The sequence below is a fragment of the Micromonospora sp. WMMD980 genome, from assembly GCF_029626035.1.
Taxonomy (GTDB): domain Bacteria; phylum Actinomycetota; class Actinomycetes; order Mycobacteriales; family Micromonosporaceae; genus Micromonospora.
In genome coordinates, this window is sequence record NZ_JARUBE010000003.1 from 595900 (window position 1) to 618121 (window position 22222).

Sequence of the window (22222 nt, forward strand, 5' to 3'; positions counted from 1 at the left end):
GATCAGGGGCGGAGGCGCCTGAGGGTGGCGATGTCGGCCGCGTGGCCGACGTGCTTCTCGCTGGGCGTCTCCACCAGCACCGGTACGCCCGCCGTCGCCGGGTGGCGCATCAGCTCCGCGAACGCCGGCTCGCCGATGCTGCCCTTGCCGATGTTCTCGTGCCGGTCCCGGGTGGAGCCGCACAGGTCCTTCGAGTCGTTGGCGTGCACCAGTCGTAGCCGGTCGGCGCCCACGGTGTCGACGAGCGTGTCCAGCGTGGTGGTCATGCCACCCTCGGCGGCCAGGTCGTGCCCGGCGGCCCAGGCGTGGCAGGTGTCGAAGCAGACGCCCAGCATCGGGTGCCCGTCGACCGCGTCCAGGTAGGGGCCGAGGTGCTCGACCCGGGAGGCCAACGACCGGCCGCCCCCGGCGCTCGGCTCGACAAGCAGCATCGGCCCACCGGCCGCCGCGGTCGCGTCGAGCAGCGGCAGCAACGACTTCCGCACCTGACGCAGGGCCGCCTCGGCGTGCCCGGCGTCGACCGAGCTGCCGGCGTGGAACACCACGCCCTCGGCGCCGATGGCCCGGCCCCGCCGCAGCGCGTGGGCCAGCGTCTCGGCCGACCGGGTGACCGTGGCCGGGGTGGGGGAGCCGAGGTTGACCAGCAGCGAGGCGTGGATGAAGACGGGCAGGCCCCGCTCGCCGCAGCCGTCGCGGAACAGCGCGTCCTGCGCCGGGTCGCCGGCCGGCAGCGCCCAGCCGCGCGAGTTGGCGACGTAGACCTGCACCACCTCGGAGCCGGCCGCCTCGGCGTACGGCAGCGCCGCCCGGGCGAGCCCACCGGAGGTGGGGGTGTGCGAGCCCACCCGCCTGCGGTCGTCGGCCCGGTTCCGCACGCTCACAGGCAGGTCACCGTGACCGTGGTCCCGGGCGGCACCGGGGTGTTCTCGGCCGGGTTCTGCAGCCGGGCCACACCGTTCGGGTTGAGCTGCACGTTGACCGGGAAGCCCTGGCTCTCCAGCGTCTGCTTGGCCTGCTGGCAGGGCATGTCGACCACCCGGGGGACGGCCACCTGGGGCGGACCCTTGCTGATCTCCAGCTTGACCTTGGCGCCCTTCTCCACGCCGGTGCCGTCGGCCGGGCTCTGGCCGAGGATCTCGTCCTTCGGCTTGTCGGAGTCCTTGTAGTTCTCCTCCGCGGTCAGCTCGAGCTTCGCCAGGATGCCGCGCGCCTCGTTGATGTTCTTGCCGACCAGGTTGGGCACGGTGACCGGGGCGCGACCCTTGCTGAGGATCAGCGTCACCTTCGACCCGGGCTTGACCACCGTGCCCACCTTCGGGTCGGTGGCCAGCACCACGCCGGCCGGCAGCGCGTCGTCGTAGCGGGAGGCGCCCTTGGCGGGCACCAGCTTGGCGCCGCTCAGGTCGGCCTGGGCCAGCTCGTAGTCCTTGCCGACCACGTCCGGCACCGGCAGCCGCTCCGGGCCCAGCGACAGCGTCAGGGTGATCGTGCCGCCCTTGACGATCCGGGCGGCGGACCCGGGGGCCTGCCCGAGGACCGTGTCCTTCGGCACCGTCTCGTTGTAGCGCGGGTCGGCGTAGCGCAGCGTGAAGCCGCCGCGCTGGGCCTGCGCCTCGGCCTCGGCCTTGGTCATGCTGACCAGCTGCGGCGCGACCGTGTAGCGGCCCACCCCGAACCACCAGCCGCCGAGCGCGGCCACCAGGCCCAGCACCACGGCCGCCGCGGCGACGGCCAGTCGGCCGCGCGGTGAGCCCATGACCTGGGTACGCAGGGCGGCCAGCCGGGCGCCCAACCCCTCCGGCTCGTCGGCCCGGCGCCGGTGCGGGCGCTGCCCACCGCCGCCCTCGGGCAGCCGGGCCCAGGCCGGCCGCTCGGCCGGCCGAACCGCGGCGACCACCTGGGTCGGCTGGCTCAGCACCGCCGTGTCGTCGCTGATCTGACGCAGCACGGCGGTGTGCGCGTGCGGGTTGCCCAGCTCCTCGCGGGCCGCCTGCACCTCGGTCAGCAGCGCGCCGGCGTTGGCCGGGCGGGCCGCCGGATCGCGCCGGGTCGCCCGGGCGACGAGCGCGTCGAGGACCGGCGGCAGCGCCGGGACCAGCGTCGACGGCGCCGGCACGTCGCGGTCGACGTGCTGCCAGGCGACCTCGACCGGCCGGTCGCCGTCGTAGGGCACCCGGCCGGTGAGCATCTCGAACAGCACGATGCCGGCGGAGTAGACGTCGGTGCGCGGGTCCGCGTGCCCCTGGGTGACCAGCTCCGGCGCCACGTAGGCCACGGTCGCCATGAGCTGGTTGCCGTTCTCTTCCTCGGCGCTCGCCTCGACCGCCCGGGCCAGGCCGAAGTCGGCCACCTTGACCACGCTGTCGACCAGGTTGCCGCTGCCGCCGGCGGGCGCCTCGGCGACCAGCACGTTCTCCGGCTTGACGTCGCGGTGCACGAGACCGGCGCGGTGCGCGGCGGCGATCGCGGCGAGCATCTGCTCGGCGATCGCGAGCGCCTCGTCCGGGTCGAGCCGGCGTCGTTCGGCGAGCACGTCGCGCAGCGTGCGACCGCGGACGTACTCCATCACCAGGTAGGGCAGGCCGGCGTGGATGCCCTGGTCGTAGACCGCGACCACGTTCGGGTGGGTGAGCCGGGCGATGGTCTTCGCCTCGTCGGTGAAGCGCTCGACGAAGCCGGCCATCCGGGCCCGCGCCTGCGGCGCCTGGCTCGGGTGAATGATCTTGATCGCCACGGTGCGCTCCAGGCGCTCGTCGGTGGCGGTGTAAACAGTCGCCATGCCGCCACGGGCCACGCGACCGCGAATGCGGTAGCGCCCGTCGAGCAGCGAGCCCAGCAACGTGTCGGCGACCTGTGTGTCCATCGGCAGGCAGTCTATGTGTCGGGACGGTGAAGGTTGAACAGGATGCTACCGCCGGGGTCCGACGGGAGTGGACCGGGACGCTCCGGGTACGCGTGCGGGGGGTGCCGTGCACCGTCTGGCGGCGGCACGTGGCAGGGTGGTCGGGTGACCGATTCCGTACCCGCCGAGACCGGTGCCGACCTGCCCGGACCGACCGACCCGGCCGGCTGGCTGGCCCTGCCGGACGTGGCCGAGCGCCTCGAGCTGTCGATCAGCAAGGTGCACCAGATGATCCGGGACCGGGAACTGCTCGCGGTGCGCCGCGACGGCGTCCGCCGGATCCCGGCCGAGCTGGTGGCCAACCGCAACGTGCTCAAGCACCTACCCGGCGTGCTCAACCTGCTCGCCGACGCCGGGTACGACGACGAGGAGGCGCTGCGCTGGCTCTACCGCGAGGACCCGAGCCTCCCCGGCACCCCGGCCGCCGCGCTCGCCGGCGACCTGGCCCGCGAGGTCAAGCGCCGCGCCCAGGCCGTCGCCTTCTGACCACCGAACCTCGTCGGTCATGCGGTCGGCGGCGGAAACGATCCGATCGCGCCGCCAACCTCATGATCGATCAGAGCCGGGGCGGGGTGGGTCAGTCGGCGCGGCGGGTGGCGGCGATGGCCAGGTCGACCAGCGCCTGACGCGCCTCGGTGTCCAGGTCGACGGCGCTCAGCGCGGCCAGGGCGCCCTCGGTCAGCGTGGCGATCCGGCGCTCGGTACGCGCCAACGCGCCGCTCGCGGTGATCAGCTCACGCAGCCGGGCCACCCCGTCGGCGTCCAGGCCCGCCGCGCCCAGCCCGGCCAGGAGCAACTCCCGACCGGCCGGGTCGAGCGCCTCCAGGGCCGCCGCCACCAGGTAGGTCCGCTTGCCCTCGCGCAGGTCGTCGCCGGCCGGCTTGCCGGTGCGCTCCGGGTCGCCGAACACCCCGAGCACGTCGTCGCGCAGCTGGAACGCCTCGCCCAGCGGCAGCCCGTACGCCGAGTAGGCCGCGTGCACCTCGGCGGGCGCGCCGGCCAGCGCGGCGCCCAGCAGCAGCGGACGCTCGACGGTGTACTTCGCCGACTTGTAGCGGGCCACCTTGCCGGCGCGCTCGAGCGACGTGTCGCCGGTGGCCTGGGTCAACACGTCCAGGTACTGCCCGACGGTCACCTCGGTGCGCATCTCGTCGAAGACCGGCCGGGCCCGCGCCACCGTCGCCGGGGCCAGGCCGGCGGAGTGCAGCAGCTCGTCGGACCAGACCAGGCAGAGGTCGCCCAGCAGGATCGCCGACGCGTCGCCGAACGCGTCGGCGTCACCGCCCCAGCCGGCCGCGCGGTGCCGGGCGGCGAACCGCCGGTGCACCGCGGGCTCACCCCGCCGGGTGTCCGACCGGTCCATCAGGTCGTCGTGGATCAGTGCACTGGCCTGCACGAACTCCAACGCCGCAAGGGTGGCGACAACCTGGTCGGAGTCGATCCCGCCGGCGCCGCGGTAACCCCAGTAACCGAAGGCGGGGCGCAGCCGCTTACCGCCGCCCAGCACGAACGCCTCGATCGCCTCCGCCACCGGCAGCAGGCCGTCGTCGACGGCGGCGAGCCAGGCGCGTTGGCCGGCGAGGAACTCGGTGAGCGCCTTGTCGATCCGCTGGCGCAGGCCGGCACGGTCGACGGGGGAGACGGGAGCAGCGTGGGTCACGCCCCGACGCTAGTCGGTCCCCGCCGGACGTGCCCCGTCGCCGCCCCGGCGCGCCGCCCGCACCCGGGGCGCCCGCGCCGGCCCGGAGCGGCCCGGGTGCGCCCGGGACCTGCCGGCCGGGCCCGCCGCCGCGCCGAGCCGGCGACTGCGCGCGGTGGCCTCGGCGATCAGCTCGGCCGGAACCCCGAGGACCGTCGCCAGCCACGCGGACCAGAAGTCACCGGGCAGCCGGAGTTGGCGCTCCCACCGGGACACCTCGTGCCGGGTGAGGGTGGGCACGCCGGAGGCGGCGCACAGCTCGGCGGCGAGTCGCTGCTGGCTCCAGCCACGGGCGGCCCTCAGCTCGGCCAGGAGCGGCCCCAGCAGGCGGGGGCCGGACGGCGGGGACGGGATCATCGGGACCTCCGGGCGACGGCGCGGTGGCGACGCGGACGCCCGGCCGTGGCGCACCGGCGCGTCGCCGTCGTGGCGACCCCCGCGCGGGCCCCCGGCCGGCCGCCGGCCGCCCACCGCGCTGACGTCGTTTCTACCCCCGGGGTACGACGTCGCGCCCGGCCGGCTCGCGGGCTGGGAAGGTCCTCGGCACACCGGCCCCGTCCGGTTACAGTCGGTCCGTGGCGCTCGGTCTTCCCTCGGTCCTCCCCAATCCCCAGCCGGCGATCGGGGAGCTGATCCGTGACGGCCGCCCCACCTTCTCGTTCGAGTTCTTCCCGCCGAAGACCCCGGCCGGCGAGAAACTGCTCTGGCAGGCGATCCGCGAGCTGGAGCCGCTGCTCCCGTCGTTCGTCTCGATCACCTACGGCGCGGGCGGCTCGACCCGGGACACCACGGTCGCGGTGACCGAGCGGATCGCCACCGAGACCACCCTGCTGCCGATGGCGCACCTCACCGCGGTCAACCACTCGGTCGCCGAGCTGCGGCACGTGATCGGCCGGCTGGCCTCGGTCGGGGTCCGCAACGTGCTGGCCGTGCGGGGCGACCCGCCGGGCGACCCGGGCGGCGAGTGGGTCACCCACCCCGAGGGCGTCCGCTACGCCGAGGACCTGGTCCGGCTGGTCCGCGACAGCGGCGACTTCAGCGTCGGGGTGGCCGCCTTCCCGTACAAGCACCCGCGCTCGCCCGACGTGGCCAGCGACACCGCGCACTTCGTCCGCAAGTGCCGGGCCGGGGCCGAGTTCGCGATCACCCAGATGTTCTTCGACGCCGACGACTACCTGCGGCTGCGCGACCGGGTGGCCGCCACCGGCTGCGACACCCCGATCCTGGCCGGGGTGATGCCGGTGACCCAGATCGGCACCATCGCGCGCTCGGTGCAGCTCTCCGGCGCGCCGTTCCCGCCGGCGCTGGCCGAGCGGTTCGACCGGGTCGCCGACGACCCCGCGGCGGTGCACCGGCTCGGCGTCGAGCAGGCCGGCGAGATGTGCGCCAAGCTGCTGGACGAGGGCGTGCCGGGGATCCACTTCATCACGCTCAACCGGTCCACCGCGACCCGCGAGGTCTGGCAGCGCCTGCGCGCCGACGCGCGGGTGTGACCACCCGCCACACGACACCCGGAGCGCTCTTCTACGGTTGATCCGTGGTGGGCACACAGCTGAACTGGGACCAGTACGCGACCGCGTGGGCGCGGCTGCACGGTGGGTTCGATCCCCGGAGCGCCGCGCCGGTGGTGCGCGCCTGGCTACGCTTCGCCTACCACGTGGGCTTCGTGCTGGGTCGGCTCCGGGTCGGTCCGACCGCGGTGACCGTGTTCGGGGTGCTGCTCTGCTTCTGCGTACCCCTGCTGGTGGGCCGGACCGGCGACGGACCGTTCCTGGGTTCGCTCTTCGTGCTGCTCGCCGCCGTGGCGGACAGTGTCGACGGTGCGGTGGCGGTGGCCACCGCCCGCACCACCCGGCTCGGCTACGTCTACGACTCGGTCGCCGACCGGCTCGGCGAGGTGGCCTGGCTGATCGCGTTCTGGCTGCTCGGCGCGCCCGGCGCGCTGGTCGCCGCCGCCGGCGGCCTGTCCTGGCTGCACGAGTACGTGCGCGCCCGCTCCGTGTCGGCCGGGATGCGGGAGATCGGCGCGGTGACCGTGGGGGAGCGGCCCACCCGGGTCTGTGTGGCGCTGGTCGGGCTGCTGGTCGCCGGGCTCACCGGGCTGATCGACGCCGACCTGACCGCCGGCACCGCCACCATGGCCACCACGGTGTGGGTGCTGCTCGCCGGCTTCGGCCTCGGTCAGTTGCTCTCCGCGGTCCGGCGCGCGCTCGTCGACGCCGGCTGACCGCCCGGCGGGGTGGTGAGAAGGGGCCCCTTCTCTACCGGAGGCGTTAACAAGGGGCCTCGCCTTACCAGGCGGGGCCGATGGCGTCGGCGACTATCTCCGCGGAGAGGGTCACCATCGGGAGGCCGCCGCCGGGGTGGGTGGAGCCGCCGACCAGCCAGAGCCCGGCGACCGGGCCCCGGTTGGCCGGGCGCAGCAGGCCGCCCGCGGTGCCGTAGATCGCCCCGCCCGGCGCGCCGGTGGCCGCGTCCAGGTCGGCCGGCGTGCGGATCTCCGAGAACACCAGCCGGTCCCGCACGTCCACCCCGCGCTCGGCCAGCACGTCGAGGATCCGATCCGCGTACGCCTCGGCCAGCCCCGGCCGCCGCCAGTCCACCGCGTCCACGGCGGTGCCGTGTCGCGGCGCGTTGACCAGCACGAACCACGCCTCGTGTCCGTCCGGCCGGACCGCCGGGTCGTCGGCCGCGGTGACGAACACGGTCGGGTCGGCGGCCGGGCGGGCCCGAACGCCGCGACCCGGGTCGCCGAAGACGGCGTCGAACTCGGCGTCGTAGTCGCGGGGGAGGAAGACGGTGTGGTGGGCCAGGCCGGAGTCGCCGCGCACGCCGAGCAGCAGCACGAAGCCGGCCAGGCTGCGGTCGGTCAGCGCGGCCAGCCGGCGCGGGTGCGGCAGCAGGTCCCGGTAGACGGTGAGCGCGTCGGTGTTGGCCACCACCACGTCGGCCGGGACCGGCGCGGCCGCACCGGCGACCCGGACCCCGTGCACCCGGCCGCCGGCCGCGTCGATCCGGGTGACCGCCGCGTCGGTGCGTACCACCACGCCGAGGTCCAGGCAGCGTGACAGCAGCGCGTCGGCGAGCGTGCCCAGCCCGCCGCGCAGGTACCAGCCGCCGTACGCCAGCTCGGCGTAGGGGACGGCGACCAGCGCGGCCGGCGCGCGCCGCGGGTCGGCGCCGGTGTAGGTGGCGTACCGGTCGAGCAGCATCCGCAGCCGCGGGTCGGACAGGTGCGTGCGGCCCAGCCCGCGCAGCGTGCGGCCCGGGCCGATGGCGGCCAGGTCGCCCAGCCGCCAGGCCAGCGCGGCCAGGTCGCGCGGCGAGTCCACGGTGCGGCGCAGGATGTCCCGGTGCGACGCCGCCCACACCCGCTCGGCGCGCCGCCACAGCCGCTGCCAGTCGGCGGCGGAGCGGTCACCGAACGCGGCGCCGATCCGGGCGGCGAACTCCGCCGGGTCGGCGCAGGAGTCGAGCGCGGGCCCGCCGCCGGGGAAGACGTGCCGCACGATCGGGTCCAGCGGGACCAGGTCGAGGTATTCGTCGAGCTTCGCGCCGGTGGCCTCGAACAGGTCGGAGAAGACCTGCGGCAGGGTGATCAGGCTCGGGCCGGTGTCGAAGCGCCAGGTCCCCTCCGGGGTGTGGTGCGCCCACCGGCCCAGCTTGCCGCCGATCGTGCCGGCCCGTTCCAGGACGGTGACCTCGTGCCCGGTGACCGCGAGCCGGGCGGCGGCGGCGAGCCCGCCCACGCCGGCGCCGATGACCACGATGCGCGCCATGGGGTGCTCCTCCTAGGTGACCGGGCGACCCCGCCAGGTGAGCCGGCGTCGCTTCCGCAGATGGTACGACCGGACGGTCAACCAACCGAGGACCACGACCGACACGGGGTGCGCCAGCGCGTCGGGCCAGGCCCGCCCGCCGGTGGCCCGGGCGCTGACCGTGCGGCCCGCGACGCCGGCCAGGTAGGCCAGGAACGCCACGGCGGCCACCGCCGGCGCGCCGGCCAGCAGCGCCCCGAGGGCCAGCAGTGGCGGCGCCACGTAGAGCGCGAACAGCAGCGCCAGCACGGCCGCCGCGGCGGCCGGATGCCCGAACGAGGCCCACAGCGACTTGGTGTAGCCGTCGCGCAGTTGCGGCCAGTCGTCGTACATCCGGCAGGACGCCAGCCGGGAGCCGTCGGCCAGCGCGATCCGGCCGCCGGCCCGCTTCACCGCCCGGGCCAGCTCGATGTCCTCCAGCACCCGGTCGGCCACCGCCGCGTGCCCGCCGGCCCGCAGGTAGCCCGCCCGGTCCACGACCAGGAACTGCCCGCCGGCCGCGGCCAGCGAGGGCCGCCGCGAGCGTTCCATCGCGCGCAGCGGCAGGAACGTCAGCCACAACCACTGCAACAGCGGTTGCACCAACCGGTCGGCCGCCGTCCGCACCACGATCCGGGGGTACGGCGACAGCAGCGTCGCGCCCGCCGCGCGCAGCTCGGTCACCGCCGCCGCGACGGCGTGCGGGGCGAGCACCACGTCGGCGTCGACGAACGCGAGCACGGGCGGCTGCGGATCGGCACGGGTGGCGAGCTGCCAGCACGCGTGCGGCTTGCCCAGCCAGCCGGGCGGCAGGGTGACGCCGGTGAGCAGCGTGACCCGGGGGTCGGCGCCGGCCACGGCGCGCACCACGTCGGCGGTGCCGTCGGTCGACCCGTCGTCGAGGACCACGATCCGCAGCCCGGGCACGCCGCGCTGGGCGAGCAGCGCGCGCAGGCACGGGGTGACCCGGTCGGCCTCGTCGCGCAGCGGCAGCAGCATCGCCACGCCCTCGCCGACCTCGGCCGGTCCGTCGGTGGGGCGGCGCAGCCAGGCGAGGGCGTTGACGAGCGTGTGCCCGGTGAGCGTGGCGACCGCCGCCACCAGCGCGAGCGCGGCGGTCATGCCGGCGCGTCGACCCGGGGTGCGGATTCGGCGGCGACGGTCCGCTCCCGGCGGCCCCGCCACAGCGCCACCGCCAGCGGCACCGCGGCCACCGCCATGCCGGCCGCGCCCCACACCGCGGACGCGGGCAGCCGGAGAAAGACCGCGTGCGCCAGCACGCTGGAGGCGTACGTCCAGAGGTAGAGCGCGAACATCGGGGCGTCGCGGCGGTCGACCCGGTCGACGGCCGGTCCGGCGAGCGGGCGCAGCACGACGGCGAGCAGCACGGCGAAGCCCAACCAGCCCAGGTAGTTGCTGACCGGGATGCCGGGCAGGCCGGGCAGCGCCGGGGTGGCGTCCCGCCAGGTCCAGTAGCCCTCGGCCACCATCTGCGGATCGAGGAACAGGTCCCACGCCGCCAGCCCCACCGCCGCCAGCGCGACCCGTGCAAGGCGGGGCCCCCCGTTAACGCTTCCGGTAGCGGAGGGGCCCCCTTTTGACACCTGGGTGAGTCGCACCGCGGTGAGCCACGCCGGCCAGGCCATCCAGGTCCAGGCCAGCGGGATGATCAGCGGCACGCCGGCCAGCTTCGGGCCCAGCTCGCCGGAGTAGTCGTAGCTGCCGAACGGGAACCCGGTCGCCACGCCGAGCGCCTCGACCGCGAACCCGCCGCCGGTCACCACCGCGACCAGCGCGGCCGCGACCCGGGCGCCCCGGGTGAGCAGCGCGTGGGCGACGGAGAGCAGCCAGCCGAGCACCACCGTGGCCACGGTCAGCCCGGCCCGGGTCGCGCCGCCGGTCAACGGGTAGCAGATCTGGGCGAGGACCAGCACGGTCAACAGCGCCCAGGAAAGCTGGAACGCGCCGGCCCGCGAGCGCGGGGCTCGCGGGCCCGGCTCACCCCCCGAGCTCACGGGGCTTCCGCCGGACCGGCGGCGGGCAGCGGCAGGTCCCGGCCGAGCACGCCGAACGGCCGCTCGTCACCGGGGAAGTGGAAGTGGCGCAGCACGTCGACGAAGCCGAACCGGCGGTAGAGCCGCCAGGCCCGCGACGTCCGCTCGTCCGCCTCCGGCGTGGAGAGCAGCGTGGTGTCGCCCTCGGCCACGGTGAGCAGCGCGCGGAGCTGGCGGGCGCCCACGCCGTGCCCCTGCGCGGGCGGGCGCACGTGCAGCTCGACCACCTCGAACGGGCGGGCCAGCCAGCGCCGCCGGGCCTCCGCGTCCAGCGCCCGGTGCACCTGGTCGTGCCACCACTGCCCGGTGGCGCCGAGATAGCCGTACCCGAAGCCGGCCAGGTGCCCCTCGGTGGTGAGGCTGGCGACGGCGCGGAACCCGGGCCGCCGGACGTGGGTGGCGATGTAGCCGCGCCGGGCCTCCAGCAGGTCGGCGCGGTAGCCCATCGCCTCGCCGTAGACGGCGACCACGTCGTCCAGCCGGCGGACCAGGTCGTCCGGCGTCCAGCGCACCAGCCTCATGCGTTCCCTCTCGCCGAGTCGGGGTCGCCGTCGGCGGCGACCCAGCCGAGCACCGTACGGTCGCCGACCACGTCGCCCACCGCGAACCGCGCGAACAGTTCCTCCGCGTACCAGCCCTCGGTGGGGGTACGGGTGATCGCGGCGCGGTGCTCGGGGGAACGGTACGCGAAGGCGACCAGGTCCGTCGGATCGCGCCACACGCTCACCGTGCCCTGCCAGCCCAGCGGCGCCTCGCCGACGCCGAACCGGGCGAGCAGCCCGGGCGCGGCGTGCAGCTCGGCGGCGACCGGCGGGATCGCCCGCCAGAACGTGGCCGCCCGGCGGGCCCGCAGCCGGGCCCGGGTCAGCGCCAGCACCGGCCCGGTGACCCGCCCGCCGGCCGGCGTGCCGAACGGCTCCCGGCCGGACCACTCGCCGCGGCTGGTCAGCGGTCGCAGCTCCAGCCGGGCGGCGGCGTCGGCGACCCGGGCCCAGGAGCGGGCGACCGGGGAGGAGTCGAAACCGGACGCGGCGGCGGGGGAGTCCCACACCACGAGCGCGGCCCACCGGGTCAGGTCGGCGTCGCCGGGGCCGAAGCCGGTGCCGGTCCCGGTGCCGAGCAGCTTGGCGAAGCGGACGCCGGGGAGCCGACGCAACCGGGCCGGGTGGGTCGCCATCCGGGCCAGCGCGCCGGGAACCGCGCGGCGGGGGACGCGCCACACGTGCAGCGTGACGAGGTCGGGGTTCACGCCACCTCGGCCGGGTCGCCGCCGGTGATCCGCAGCAGCTCCGGGTAGGTGGTGGGGAACACCGCCCGCGGCACGCCGCCGGCCGCCCACACCTCGTCGTACCCGTTGAGCGCGGTGTCGACCAGGGTGCGCAGCGGCCCGGGGTGGCCGAGCGGCGCGACCCCGCCGATCACCTGACCGGTGTGCCGCCTGACGAAGTCGGGGTCGGCCCGGCGCAGGTGGGCCACGCCCAGCGTGGCGGCCAGACCGGCGGTGTCCACCCGGTGCGCGCCGGAGGTGAGCACCAGCAGCGGGGCGTCGTCGGCGTCGAGGACCAGCGAGTTGGCGATGGCGCCGACGTCGACGCCGAGCGCCTCGGCGGCCGCGGCGGCGGTGTGCACCGCCGCCGGCAGCAGACGAACGGCGCTGGCGTGCCCGGAGAAGTCCCGCGCCCCGGCCGCGTCGAGCGCCCGCTGCACCGCCCGCACGTTCGGATGTGGCTCAGACTGCATGCCCGCATTCTCCCCCACCACCCCGACCGCCCCGCACCGGGCGCACCGCCCCCACCGGGCGCGTCGATCATGAAGTTGGCGGTGTCGCCTCCCGGCGTGTCGGACCGCCAATCTCATGATCGGCCGAGGGGTGGTGGGGGTGTGGGGGTGCGGGAGTGGAGCAGGGTCTGGATGCCGTCGAGGATGCGGGTGAGGCCGAAGTCCAGGGTGAGGTCGGGGGACTGGGCGGGGTCGGGGGATGGTGCGGAGGGGGCGGCCAGGGCGGCGGCGAGGGCTGGGAAGCGGGCCTCGCGGCCGTGCACCAGCGCGGCGAACGCCTCCTCCCGACCGGAGTCCGGTGGCAGGCCGGCCAGGTTGCGGGCGTGCCCCACCAGCAGCGTCGCCACGTCGAGCTGCTCGGTCGCGGTGAGCCCGGTCCCGGCGAGCGCGGCCACCACACGGTCCACCCAGGACAGCTCGTTCGGGCCGGGCAGCCGGGCCCCGACGGCCGCCGCCTGCGCCCAGGGATGCCGGCGGAACCGCTCGACCAGCCGCCGGGTCCAGTCGTCGAGCCGCGTCCGCCAGTCCGCGTCGGCCCGGGCCGCGCCCCGGTCGGCGTCCGGGCCGGGCGGCGGTGGCTCGCCCAGCGCCTCGTCCAGCATCAGGGCCACCAGCTCGGCCCGGCCCGGCACATAGCGGTAGAGCGCCATCTTGGTGACGCCCAGCGACTCGGCGACCCGCTGCATGGTCAGCCCGTCCAGCCCGTCCGCGTCGGCGACGACGATGCCGGCGCGGGCCACGGCGGCCGGGGAGAGCGTGGGACGGGGCCCGCGCCGGGGGCCGGCGGGCACGCCCCAGAGCAGCTCGAACAGCCGCTTCTTGTCGACCTCACCGGCCCGCACGGATCGCCCTCCCGCCTCGGCGGGGCCCGCGTCCGCCGTCAGGCAGACGATACGGTCACCCCGGCCCGGTGCCCGGGCCAGCCCGGGGTGACCCGGACCCGGCCGGCGGCGTCCACCAGCAGGGCCGCGTACCCGTCCAGGGTGGCCAGCCACGCCGGTGCGTCCACGCCGCCGGCGACCGCCGCGGTCGCGTACACGTCAGCCCAGAGCAGGTCCGGGCCGACCACGGTGACCGACCGGAGCGCCTCGGCGGGCCGGCCGGCGCGCGGGTCGGTGATGTGCGCGCCGCGCCGCGCGGTGCCGGAGGTGGCGACCGCGCCGCCGGCCCGCTCGACCACGTCGAGCATCCGCGCGGACCGGTCCGGATCCTCGATCCCGATCCGCCAGGGCGGCCGGCCCGGCGTGGTCCGCAGCAGCACGTCCCCGCCCGCGTTGAGGCACAGGTCGTGGTCGGCCAGGTCGGTCAGGTGCCGGGCGGCCCGCTCCACCGCCCAGCCCTTGACCAGGCCGGACGGGTCGAAGCCGGCGCCGCCCAGCGGCAGCGGCAGGCGGCGGGCGTCGAACCACCCGCCGGTCCGCTCACGGGCCGTCTCGCACAGCCCGGCCACCTCGCGCACCAGCGGGTCGGCGGTGGCCGCCGGGCCGGGCGGCGCGCCCCGCAGCCGGCCCACCACACTCTCCGGCCGCCACGTGCTGAACACCGCGTCGGCGGCGCGCAGCTCGGCGAAGACGCGTGCCACCCGGTCCTCGACCCCGGGGGTACGCACCAGCGGACCCCGCAGGTGCACGCTGACCGGCAGCCCCATCACCTGGGCCACCCAGGCCCGGCGCTCCGGCCCGCTCACCGGAGGTGCGCCGCGTCGATGGCGGACTGGAGCGACTCCCGGTAGCCGTCACTGGTGACGGTGGCCCCGGAGACGCTGTCGATCCGCGCGCTCTGCGCGGTCAACGCCTCCTGCCGCAGGATCGGCACCGCGTAGTCGTTCCGAGGTGCCAGCAGGTAGACCGTCCACCAGTAGGCGCGGGCCAGCGGCGAGGCGAGGAAGTCGGCGCCGGTCCAGAGCTGGTGCGGCAGCGCCAGCGCGACGCCCAGGTAGGCGTAGAGGTGCAGCAGGTGCCAGGACTCGTAGCGCAACCGCCGCCGGGCCGCGCGGACCGAGGTCACCACCACCAGCACCAGCAGCGCCAGCGCCGCGGTGGCGAGCAGCATTCCGGGGTACGTGACGACGAGGTCCCAGGTCTCGGCGAGCATCCCCTGGCGGGCGGTGCCGGCGTAGCCCAGGACGGTCAACAGCACGTGCGCCAGGAGCAGGTGGAACGACGTGAAGCCGGTGAGCCGGTGCCAGCGGGCGATCCGGTCCTGGCCGAAGCGGCGTTCCAGCAGCGGCACCCGGGCCATCAGCACCACCTGGATCAGCATCAGGTCGGCGCTGAGCAGGCCGGTGAGCCGGCCGAGCGAGGTGAGCCCGGTGGCCGCGCCGGCCAGCAGCTCCTGCACCCCCCGATCGGCGGTCCACAGGGCGGTGACCACCAGCAGGCTGAGCGCCGCGAGGGTGCCGGCGACGTCGGCCCACCAGGCCGGGGCGGCCGGCGGGGCCGGGCGTACGGCCCGCCGGTCGGCCACGGTGGCGGTCACCGGACGGTCTTCTCGGTACGGCAGACGTTCATGGGGTAAACCGTCTGCCGGTGAGTTCCGGTTCTCCTTTGCCGAGGCTGTGTCCCGGCTGAGAATCCGTACCGCCGGCCGGCGTGTCCCCGGCGCGTCACACATTGCGTTTTCGTCGGTGGGGGGGTGTACTGTCAGGGTAGTTAGAACGAGTGTTCGATTAGATCGCGATCGGTTTCCCCGACCGGCACGATCGGCGCACACCGTTCACCACGCTCCGGAAGCGGTGTTTCGCGGCACCGGCTTCCGGAAGGTGCGGCTCCGCGGGCCGCACCGGGCTTCGGACAGTCGCGAGTCCGAGCCCGTCAGGCAGGTCGTCGCCCGCCGCCCACGACCCCCGGGCGGCGGGCGACGGACCCGCCGGCACGCCGGCCGGGTGTGGGTGTGGGGAAGCGTCCACACCCGGCCGGCCGCCAACACTGGTGCGTCTTCCTCCGCACCGACCGCTCCGGCGACCGGGCGACGGTTCCCCGTCGCGCGAGCGCCCGCCCCGGCCACTCGCGGAGGAGAGACCCATGCCGACCAGTCCGGCCCAGGCGCCCACGGTGCCCGCGCACGTGCTGCCGCACCGCACCCCCGCCCAACTGCTCGTGGTGGCCCGCGACGGGTTGGCCGAGGCCGCCCGCACCCGCCCCGACGGCCTCCGCTACGCCGCCGCCCACCTCGCGGCGCTGCGCGCCGCCGCCGCCGTGCTCGCCGCCCGGGCCCGTCCCGCCCCCACCCGGCGCAACCGGATCACCAGCGTCTGGGTGCTGCTCGCCACCGTCGCGCCCGAGCTGGACGAGTGGGCCGCTCTCTTCGCCGCCGGCGCGAGCAAGCGGGCCGCCGCCGAGGCCGGCATCCCCCGGGTGGTCACCACCCGGGAGGCCGACGACCTGCTGCGCGCCGCCGAGCAGTTCGTGACCGTGGTGGAGACCGCGCTCGGGCTGGCACACCAACCGGCGCTCGACGGCCTGCACCGACCGCTCCGGCTCGGCGGTCCCGACGTCGCGCCGCGCCGTCCCGGGGCGGCCGCCGCCTGAGTCGTGGCGCCCGGCCGCCATCGGCGGGACCCGGGTGGCCGGGCGCCGCTCCCATCCGCACCACACGATCCACAGCAGCACACGATCCACAGCACCACCCACGGGCCGGGCCCGTGGCGGAACACGACGGGGGGTTGGTCCGATGGCGGGCCGCATGGTGGTCGGCTCCGCCGCCCTGGCCGAGCTGGTGCGTCCGGCGAGCGCGCCCGACCCGGCCGGCGGCCATCGGATGCTCCCCGTCCGGGCCGAGCTGACCGGGCTGCTGCCCCACCGGGGGCTGCGCCGCGGCAGCACCGTCGCGGTCGGCCTCGGTCAACCCCGGCACAGCGGCGCCACCTCGCTGATCCTGGCGCTGCTCGCCGAGGCGTCCCGGGCCGGCTCGTGGTGCGCCGTGGTCGGCGTACCCACCTTCGGGGCCGGCGCGGCGGCGGAGGCCGGGATCGCCCTGGACCGGCTCGCCCTGGTGCCCGACCCGGGGCCGGAGTGGCCCACCGTGGTGGCCGCGCTCATCGACGGGGTCGACGTGGTGGTCACCGCCGTGCCGACCACGGTCTCCGCCTCGATCTCCGCACGGCTGGCCGCCCGGGCCCGGCAGCGCGGCAGCGTGCTGGTCCCGTACGGCCGGTGGGACGGCGCGGACGTGACGCTCCAGGTGGTCCGCGGCGTCTGGCAGGGGCTCGGGCCGGGCCGCGGGCGGCTGCGCCGACGCGAGGTGACCGTCTCGGCCCGCGGCCGGGGCGCTGCCGCCCGACCCAAGGAGATCAAGGTATGGCTGCCCGGCGACGAGTCGACCCGGGTGATTCCCCGTGCCGCCGGGTCCGCCGTCCCGTCGCGCCGGCTGCGCGTGGTGACGCCGGTCGCCCGTCCGCTCCCCGTCGCCGGGACCGGGCGGTGAGCGGCGCCCCGCCCCGGGCGCTGCTGCTCTGGTGCCCGGACTGGCCGGTCCTCGCCGCCGAGATCGTCGACGGGGTGCCCGCCACCGACCCGGTCGTGGTGCTGCACGCCAACCGGGTGGTCGCCTGCTCCGAGCGGGCCCGGGCCGAGGGGATCAGGCGCTGGTTGCGCCGGCGGGAGGCGCAGGGCCGATGCCCCGGGCTCACCGTCGTCGAGCACGACCCCGGCCGGGACGCGCGGGCGTTCGAGCCGGTGGTGGCCGCCGTCGAGGAGGTGGTCGCCGGCATCGAGGTGATCCGGCCCGGCGCGTGCGCGACCGCCGCCCGGGGGCCGAGCCGCCACCTCGGCGGCGAGGAGGCCGCGGCCGAGCGGATCGTCGAGCACGTCGCGCAGAGCTGTGCGGTGGAGAGCCAGGTCGGCGTCGCCGACGGTGTCTTCGCGGCCGGGCTGGCCGCCCGGGAGGGACGGATCGTGCCTCCCGGCGGCACCGCGGAGTTCCTGGCCGGCCGCCCGGTCGAGGCGCTCGGCCGGCCCGCCCTGGCCGACCTGCTGCGCCGGCTCGGCATCCGCACCCTCGGCGACTTCGCCGCGCTGTCCGCCGGGGACGTGCTGGCCCGGTTCGGTTCCGACGGGGCGTTGGCGCACCGACTCGCCGCCGGGCGGGACGACCGTCCGCTCGCGGTCCGCCAGCCGCCCGCCGACCTGACCGTCACCGCCGAGCACGACGAGCCGATCGACCGGGTCGACGCCGCCGCGTTCGCCGCCCGGACGCTTGCCGAGCGCCTGCACGAGCGGCTCGCCGGGCACGGACTGGCCTGCACCCGGCTCGGCATCGAGGCGGTCACCGCGCACGGCCAGGAACTGCACCGGGTCTGGCGGCACGACGGCCTGCTCACCGCCGCGGCCATCGCCGACCGGGTCCGCTGGCAGCTCGACGGCTGGCTCTCCGGCAGCAACGGCCGGGGCGGCGCCCGCCCGGCCCGACCGACCGCCGGCATCGTCCGGCTGCGGCTGGTGCCGGACGGGGTGCTCGCCCAGGCCGGCCTGCAACCCGGCCTGTGGGGGGAGACCGGCGCGGAGCGGGACCGGGCGCACCGCGCGCTGAGCCGGGTCCAGGGCATCCTCGGGCCCGAGGCGGTGGTCACCGCCGTGCTCGGCGGCGGGCGCTCCCCGGCCGACCAGGTGCGCCTGGTCCCGTGGGGCGACGAACGGGTGCCCACCCGCCCCGGCCCGCCGCCGCTGCCGGCCCTCCCGCCGCCCGGCGCCGCGCCGCCGGTGGCGTCGGGTTCGGCTGCCGTGTCGGTTGCGCCCGCCGGTCCGGGTGGGGTGGCGAGACGAGCCGATCGCCGGATCGGCCGGGGCCGGGTGGTGGCCGAGCCGCCGTGGCCGGGACGGATCCCGCCACCGTCGCCTGCGGTGGTGCTGCCCACCCCGTTGTCGGCCGAGGTGCACGACGTGGCGGGGGAGCCGGTGGTGGTGAGCGCCCGGCTGGCGGTCAGCGCCGCGCCGGCCCGGCTGACCGTGGGCACCGGCCGACCGGCCGAGATCTCCGGATGGGCCGGTCCGTGGCCGGTGGACGAGCGCTGGTGGGCGCCGGTCGAGGCGCGTCGCCGGGCCCGGTTCCAGGTCTGCCTGGCCGACGGCGCGGCCCTGTTGCTCGCGGTCGAGGGCGGGCAGTGGCTGGTGGAGGCCATCTATGACTGAGCAGAGTGCCTCGGCGCCGCGGCGTGCCGACGTACCGCGCCGGCTTCCACCCGGCGGAGCCTACAAACTTGATGGCGTAAACGGGTCACCGCGCCGAACCGCCGCTGTCGTCGTCGCCGTCACCCTGGCCGTACCCGTGACTCATCCGTGCCATCAAGTTCGTAGGCGACTGCAGACCGGCCTTCGGCCGGTTGGCATCTCGGCGGATGCCGGGTGGGGGAGCGCAGGGTGAGCTTCCACAATCCGAGGATGCCCTGGTCGAAGCTGGAGCAGGTGCTCTCCGGGCGGGCCACGGGCGAGCGGCACCTGCACGTGGTGGACCCGCTCGCGGTCGACGCCGACGGCGGCGACTCCCCGGCCTGGAGCCGCAGGCGCCAGGAATACCAGCCGCCCGAGCTGGACCGCCCGGACGGCACGGTGCCCTACGCGGAGCTGCACGCGCACTCCAACTTCAGTTTCCTCGACGGGGCCAGCCACCCCGAGGAGTTGGCCGAGGAGGCCGCCCGGCTGGGGCTCACCGCGCTCGCCGTCACCGACCACGACGGCTTCTACGGGGTGGTGCGCTTCGCCGAGGCGGCCAGCGCGCTGCGACTGCCGACGATCTTCGGCGCGGAGCTGTCCCTCGGACTGCCCGGCCCGCAGAACGGCGAGCCCGACCCGCTCGGCCGGCACCTGCTGGTGCTCGCGCACGGCCACGAGGGATACGCCCGCCTGGCCGCCACCATCTCCCGGGCCCAGCTGCGCGGCGGGGAGAAGGGCCGCCCGGTCTACGGGGAGCTGGAGGAGATCGCCGCCGAGCTGCGCGACCACGTGCTGGTGCTCACCGGCTGCCGCAAGGGGCACGTGCCGGCCGCGCTGCTGACCGAGGGGGTCGACGTGGCGGCCCGGGAGCTGGACCGGCTCGCCGCGTTGTTCGGCGCGGAGACGGTGGCGGTGGAGCTGACCGACCACGGGCATCCGGTCGACGCCGACCGCAACGACGCGCTCGCCGAGCTGGCCGGCGCCGCCGGGCTGCCCACGGTCGCCACGAACAACGTGCACTACGCCACCCCGGGCCGGCGTCGGCTGGCCACCACGGTGGCCGCGGTCCGGGCCCGGCGCAGCCTGGACGAGATCGACGGCTGGCTGCCCGCCGCGGCCACCGCCCACCTGCGCAGCGGCGCGGAGATGGCGGCGCGGTTCGCCGCGTACCCGGGCGCGGTGGCACGGGCCGCCGAGTTCGGCGCGGAACTCGCGTTCGACCTGCACCTGGTCGCGCCGCAGTTGCCGGCGTACCCGGTGCCGGCCGGGCAGACCGAGATGAGCTGGTTGCGCCGGCTGACCATGGACGGCGCCCGGGAGCGCTACGGCCCGCCCGAGGCGCACCCGGAGGCGTACGCGCAGCTGGAGCACGAGCTGCGGATGATCGACGAGCTGGGCTTCCCCGGCTACTTCCTGGTGGTCTACGACATCGTCACGTTCTGCCGCGAGCAGGACATCTACTGCCAGGGCCGGGGGTCGGCGGCCAACTCGGCGGTCTGCTACGCGCTGCGCGTCACCAACGTGGACGCGGTGCGGCACCGGCTGCTGTTCGAACGCTTCCTCGCCCCGGAACGGGACGGGCCGCCCGACATCGACGTGGACATCGAGTCCGACCGCCGGGAGGAGGTGATCCAACACGTCTACGCCCGCTACGGCCGGGAGCACACCGCCCAGGTCGCCAACGTCATCTCCTACCGGCCGCGCTCGGCGGTGCGGGACGTGGCCAAGGCGTTCGGCTTCCCGCCCGGCCAGCAGGACGCGTGGAGCAAGCAGATCGACAGGTGGGGCTCGGTCGCCACGGTCGACGTGGCGGACATCCCGGAACAGGTGGTCGCGTACGCGAACGAGCTGCAGACGTTCCCCCGGCACCTGGGCATCCACTCCGGCGGCATGGTGATCTGCGACCGGCCGGTGATCGAGGTCTGCCCGGTGGAGTGGGGCCGGATGCCCGGCCGCAGCGTGCTCCAGTGGGACAAGGACGACTGCGCCGCCGTCGGCCTGGTCAAGTTCGACCTGCTCGGCCTGGGCATGCTGTCCGCGTTGCACTACGGCTACGACATGATCGGGATGAGCCTGGACCTGGGTGGGATGACGCTCGACGACCCCGAGGTCTACGACATGCTCTGCCGGGCCGACTCGGTCGGGGTGTTCCAGGTGGAGAGCCGGGCCCAGATGGCCACCCTGCCCCGGCTCAAGCCCCGCGAGTTCTACGACCTGGTGGTGGAGGTGGCGCTGATCCGTCCCGGCCCGATCCAGGGCGGCTCGGTGCACCCCTTCATCCGGCGCAAGAACGGCCAGGAGCCGGTGACGTACGCGCACCCGCTGATGCGCAACGCGCTGGAGAAGACGCTCGGCGTGCCGCTGTTCCAGGAGCAGCTCATGCAGCTCGCCATCGACCTGGCCGGGTTCGACGCGGCCGGCGCCGACCAGCTGCGCCGGGCGATGGGTGCGAAACGGTCGGTGGAGCGGATGGCGCGGATCGCCGACCGGCTCTACGCCGGGATGGCCGAGCGGGGCATCACCGGCGAGCTGGCCGACGACGTCTACCGCAAGCTCACCGCGTTCGCCAGCTACGGCTTCCCGGAGAGCCACGCGATGAGCTTCGCCTACCTGGTCTACGCCAGCTCGTGGCTCAAGCGCTACCACCCGGGCCCGTTCCTGGCCGCGCTGCTCAACGCCCAGCCGATGGGCTTCTACTCGCCGCAGACGCTCGCCGACGACGCCCGCCGGCACGGGGTGGAGGTGCGCCGGCCGGACATCAACGCCAGCGGCGCCAAGGCGGTGCTGGAGTCCACGCCGCAGACCCGGTGGGGCAGCGGGCCGGGGGAGCCGCCGCACGCCTGGGGGCTGGGCGGTCCGGCGGTCCGGCTCGGGCTGGGCAGCGTCCGTACCCTGGGCGAGGAGGTGGCCGAGCGGATCGAGGCGGAGCGGGCGGCGCACGGGCCGTACCGGGACATGCCGGACCTGGCCCGCCGCGTCGGTCTCACCGCCGCGCAGCTGGAGGCGCTGGCCACCGCGGACGCCTTCGCCTGCTTCGGGCTGACCCGGCGGCAGGCGCTCTGGGCCGCCGGCGCGGCGGCCCAGGACCGGCCCGGCCGGCTGCCCGGCACGGTGACCGGCGTGGACCCGCCCACCCTGCCCGGCATGGCGGCGGTGGACCGGCTGGTCGCCGACGTCTGGGCCACCGGCCTGTCCCCGGAGAGCCACCCGGCCCGGTTCATCCGGGACCGGCTCGACGCGCTCGGCGCGGTGCCGATCGCCCGGCTCGGCCAGGTGCCGCCCGGGCAGCGGATCCGGGTCGGCGGGATCGTCACCCACCGGCAGCGGCCGGCGACCGCCAGCGGGGTCACGTTCCTCAACCTGGAGGACGAGACCGGCATGCTCAACGTCACGTGTTCGCCGGGGCTGTGGCAGCGCTACCGTCGAATCGCCCGCACCAGCGGCGCGCTGGTGGTGCGGGGCCGGTTGCAGCGGCACGAGGGCGTCACGAACCTCACCGCGGACCGGTTGGACGCGATCGAGCCGCCCGTCACGCCGGCGTCCCGGGATTTCCGTTGATGGTAGTGATCCACATTACGGTTTCCGGAGGCCGGACACGGGAGACTGCCGGACGCGGGTGGGCAGTGTCGCCCACCCCGGTATGGGGGATGAACGATGACCTTTCACAGCACGTACCCCGGTGGCGTGGCCAACGCCCGACGGACCCGTCTCGGCGCCGGGTGGGCGCCGACCCACGAGATCGAGCCGCGCGAGCACCAGGTGACCGACGGCCCGGTGGCCAACGCGCAGCGGTCCCGCGCCGAGGAGGACCCGGCGGGCGGCGGCGAGTCCTGACCCTGGCT

At 76.1% G+C, this 22222-nt stretch carries 21 protein-coding genes; 8 read left to right on the plus strand and 13 right to left on the minus strand.

The window, feature by feature from the left end; genetic code table 11:
* Window positions 1-2: 2 nt before the first annotated feature.
* Window positions 3-875 (minus strand): deoxyribonuclease IV, encoded by an 873-nt coding sequence (locus tag O7618_RS03325; RefSeq protein WP_278109893.1) that lies wholly within the window; start codon window positions 873-875, stop codon window positions 3-5.
* A gap of 2 nt (window positions 876-877) precedes the next feature.
* On the minus strand, window positions 878-2863 hold the full coding sequence (gene pknB / locus O7618_RS03330; RefSeq protein ID WP_278104465.1) for a Stk1 family PASTA domain-containing Ser/Thr kinase: 1986 nt from the start codon (window positions 2861-2863) through the stop codon (window positions 878-880).
* Between the two features lie 144 nt (window positions 2864-3007).
* On the opposite strand from pknB, the gene O7618_RS03335 reads away from it, so the two are divergent.
* Window positions 3008-3388, plus strand: a complete 381-nt coding sequence (locus O7618_RS03335; protein WP_278104466.1) for an Rv2175c family DNA-binding protein — start codon at window positions 3008-3010, stop codon at window positions 3386-3388.
* A 91-nt stretch (window positions 3389-3479) separates the two neighbouring features.
* Here O7618_RS03335 and O7618_RS03340 read toward each other — a convergent pair whose 3' ends face one another.
* Window positions 3480-4562, minus strand: coding sequence for a polyprenyl synthetase family protein (locus O7618_RS03340; protein WP_278104467.1), 1083 nt, complete (start codon window positions 4560-4562; stop codon window positions 3480-3482).
* A gap of 9 nt (window positions 4563-4571) precedes the next feature.
* Window positions 4572-4958, minus strand: a complete 387-nt coding sequence (locus O7618_RS03345; protein ID WP_278104469.1) for a helix-turn-helix transcriptional regulator — start codon at window positions 4956-4958, stop codon at window positions 4572-4574.
* A 218-nt stretch (window positions 4959-5176) separates the two neighbouring features.
* On the opposite strand from O7618_RS03345, the gene metF reads away from it, so the two are divergent.
* Both metF and O7618_RS03355 read left to right on the plus strand, forming a co-directional pair.
* Window positions 5177-6094 carry a methylenetetrahydrofolate reductase [NAD(P)H] gene (metF, locus tag O7618_RS03350; protein ID WP_278104470.1) on the plus strand — a complete coding sequence of 306 codons (918 nt, stop codon included), beginning with the start codon at window positions 5177-5179 and terminating at the stop codon, window positions 6092-6094.
* A gap of 44 nt (window positions 6095-6138) precedes the next feature.
* Entirely contained in the window at window positions 6139-6828 is a 690-nt protein-coding gene (locus O7618_RS03355) for a CDP-alcohol phosphatidyltransferase family protein (protein WP_278104471.1), read from the plus strand.
* Window positions 6829-6892: 64 nt separating this feature from the next.
* Here the strand turns inward: O7618_RS03355 and crtI are convergent, their stop codons facing one another.
* The 9 genes from crtI to O7618_RS03405 form a co-directional block, all read right to left on the minus strand.
* On the minus strand, window positions 6893-8380 hold the full coding sequence (gene crtI, locus O7618_RS03360) for a phytoene desaturase family protein (protein ID WP_278104472.1): 1488 nt from the start codon (window positions 8378-8380) through the stop codon (window positions 6893-6895).
* A gap of 12 nt (window positions 8381-8392) precedes the next feature.
* Complete coding sequence (locus O7618_RS03365) at window positions 8393-9520, minus strand: glycosyltransferase family A protein (RefSeq protein WP_278104473.1); 1128 nt, start codon at window positions 9518-9520, stop codon at window positions 8393-8395.
* Entirely contained in the window at window positions 9517-10341 is an 825-nt protein-coding gene (locus O7618_RS03370) for a carotenoid biosynthesis protein (protein WP_278109895.1), read from the minus strand. The genes O7618_RS03365 and O7618_RS03370 overlap by 4 nt, the downstream gene beginning before the upstream one ends.
* Window positions 10342-10409: 68 nt before the next feature.
* Window positions 10410-10973 (minus strand): GNAT family N-acetyltransferase, encoded by a 564-nt coding sequence (locus O7618_RS03375; protein WP_278104475.1) that lies wholly within the window; start codon window positions 10971-10973, stop codon window positions 10410-10412.
* Window positions 10970-11701, minus strand: coding sequence for a monooxygenase (locus O7618_RS03380; protein ID WP_278104476.1), 732 nt, complete (start codon window positions 11699-11701; stop codon window positions 10970-10972). Before O7618_RS03380 ends, O7618_RS03375 begins: the two co-directional genes overlap by 4 nt.
* The gene (locus tag O7618_RS03385) at window positions 11698-12192 is read right to left on the minus strand and encodes a YbaK/EbsC family protein (protein WP_278104477.1); all 495 of its coding nucleotides are present in this window, start codon (window positions 12190-12192) and stop codon (window positions 11698-11700) included. The genes O7618_RS03380 and O7618_RS03385 overlap by 4 nt, the downstream gene beginning before the upstream one ends.
* A gap of 113 nt (window positions 12193-12305) precedes the next feature.
* Window positions 12306-13073 carry a TetR/AcrR family transcriptional regulator gene (locus tag O7618_RS03390; RefSeq protein WP_278104478.1) on the minus strand — a complete coding sequence of 256 codons (768 nt, stop codon included), beginning with the start codon at window positions 13071-13073 and terminating at the stop codon, window positions 12306-12308.
* 38 nt (window positions 13074-13111) lie between these two features.
* Window positions 13112-13918 carry an FAD:protein FMN transferase gene (locus O7618_RS03395; RefSeq protein ID WP_278104480.1) on the minus strand — a complete coding sequence of 269 codons (807 nt, stop codon included), beginning with the start codon at window positions 13916-13918 and terminating at the stop codon, window positions 13112-13114.
* Complete coding sequence (locus O7618_RS03405) at window positions 13915-14709, minus strand: ferric reductase-like transmembrane domain-containing protein (RefSeq protein ID WP_347405358.1); 795 nt, start codon at window positions 14707-14709, stop codon at window positions 13915-13917. Before O7618_RS03405 ends, O7618_RS03395 begins: the two co-directional genes overlap by 4 nt.
* A gap of 545 nt (window positions 14710-15254) precedes the next feature.
* Between O7618_RS03405 and O7618_RS03410 the strand changes: the two genes are divergently transcribed.
* The 5 genes from O7618_RS03410 to O7618_RS03430 all read left to right on the plus strand — a co-directional run bounded on the left by O7618_RS03410 (window position 15255) and on the right by O7618_RS03430 (window position 22214).
* Window positions 15255-15761, plus strand: coding sequence for an SAV_6107 family HEPN domain-containing protein (locus O7618_RS03410; RefSeq protein WP_278104481.1), 507 nt, complete (start codon window positions 15255-15257; stop codon window positions 15759-15761).
* 142 nt (window positions 15762-15903) lie between these two features.
* Window positions 15904-16656, plus strand: a complete 753-nt coding sequence (locus O7618_RS03415) for a hypothetical protein (protein ID WP_278104482.1) — start codon at window positions 15904-15906, stop codon at window positions 16654-16656.
* Window positions 16653-18359: a DNA polymerase Y family protein gene (locus O7618_RS03420; RefSeq protein ID WP_278104483.1), complete on the plus strand. Its 1707-nt coding sequence runs from the start codon at window positions 16653-16655 to the stop codon at window positions 18357-18359. Before O7618_RS03415 ends, O7618_RS03420 begins: the two co-directional genes overlap by 4 nt.
* Before the next feature lie 228 nt (window positions 18360-18587).
* A complete protein-coding gene (locus O7618_RS03425; RefSeq protein WP_278104484.1) occupies window positions 18588-21938 on the plus strand; it encodes an error-prone DNA polymerase in 3351 nt (1116 codons plus the stop codon).
* Between the two features lie 96 nt (window positions 21939-22034).
* Entirely contained in the window at window positions 22035-22214 is a 180-nt protein-coding gene (locus tag O7618_RS03430) for a hypothetical protein (protein WP_089157237.1), read from the plus strand.
* Window positions 22215-22222: the final 8 nt, after the last annotated feature.

Excerpts from the sequence above, each read along its gene's own strand:
- pknB (WP_278104465.1), bottom strand. The coding sequence starts at position 2,863 with ATGGACACACAGGTCGCCGACACGTTGCTGGGCTCGCTGCTCGACGGG.
- O7618_RS03345 (WP_278104469.1), bottom strand. The coding sequence starts at position 4,958 with ATGATCCCGTCCCCGCCGTCCGGCCCCCGCCTGCTGGGGCCGCTCCTG.
- crtI (WP_278104472.1), bottom strand. The coding sequence starts at position 8,380 with ATGGCGCGCATCGTGGTCATCGGCGCCGGCGTGGGCGGGCTCGCCGCC.
- O7618_RS03365 (WP_278104473.1), bottom strand. The coding sequence starts at position 9,520 with ATGACCGCCGCGCTCGCGCTGGTGGCGGCGGTCGCCACGCTCACCGGG.
- O7618_RS03375 (WP_278104475.1), bottom strand. The coding sequence starts at position 10,973 with ATGAGGCTGGTGCGCTGGACGCCGGACGACCTGGTCCGCCGGCTGGAC.
- O7618_RS03385 (WP_278104477.1), bottom strand. The coding sequence starts at position 12,192 with ATGCAGTCTGAGCCACATCCGAACGTGCGGGCGGTGCAGCGGGCGCTC.
- O7618_RS03410 (WP_278104481.1), top strand. The coding sequence starts at position 15,255 with ATGCCGACCAGTCCGGCCCAGGCGCCCACGGTGCCCGCGCACGTGCTG.
- O7618_RS03415 (WP_278104482.1), top strand. The coding sequence starts at position 15,904 with ATGGCGGGCCGCATGGTGGTCGGCTCCGCCGCCCTGGCCGAGCTGGTG.
- O7618_RS03430 (WP_089157237.1), top strand. The coding sequence starts at position 22,035 with ATGACCTTTCACAGCACGTACCCCGGTGGCGTGGCCAACGCCCGACGG.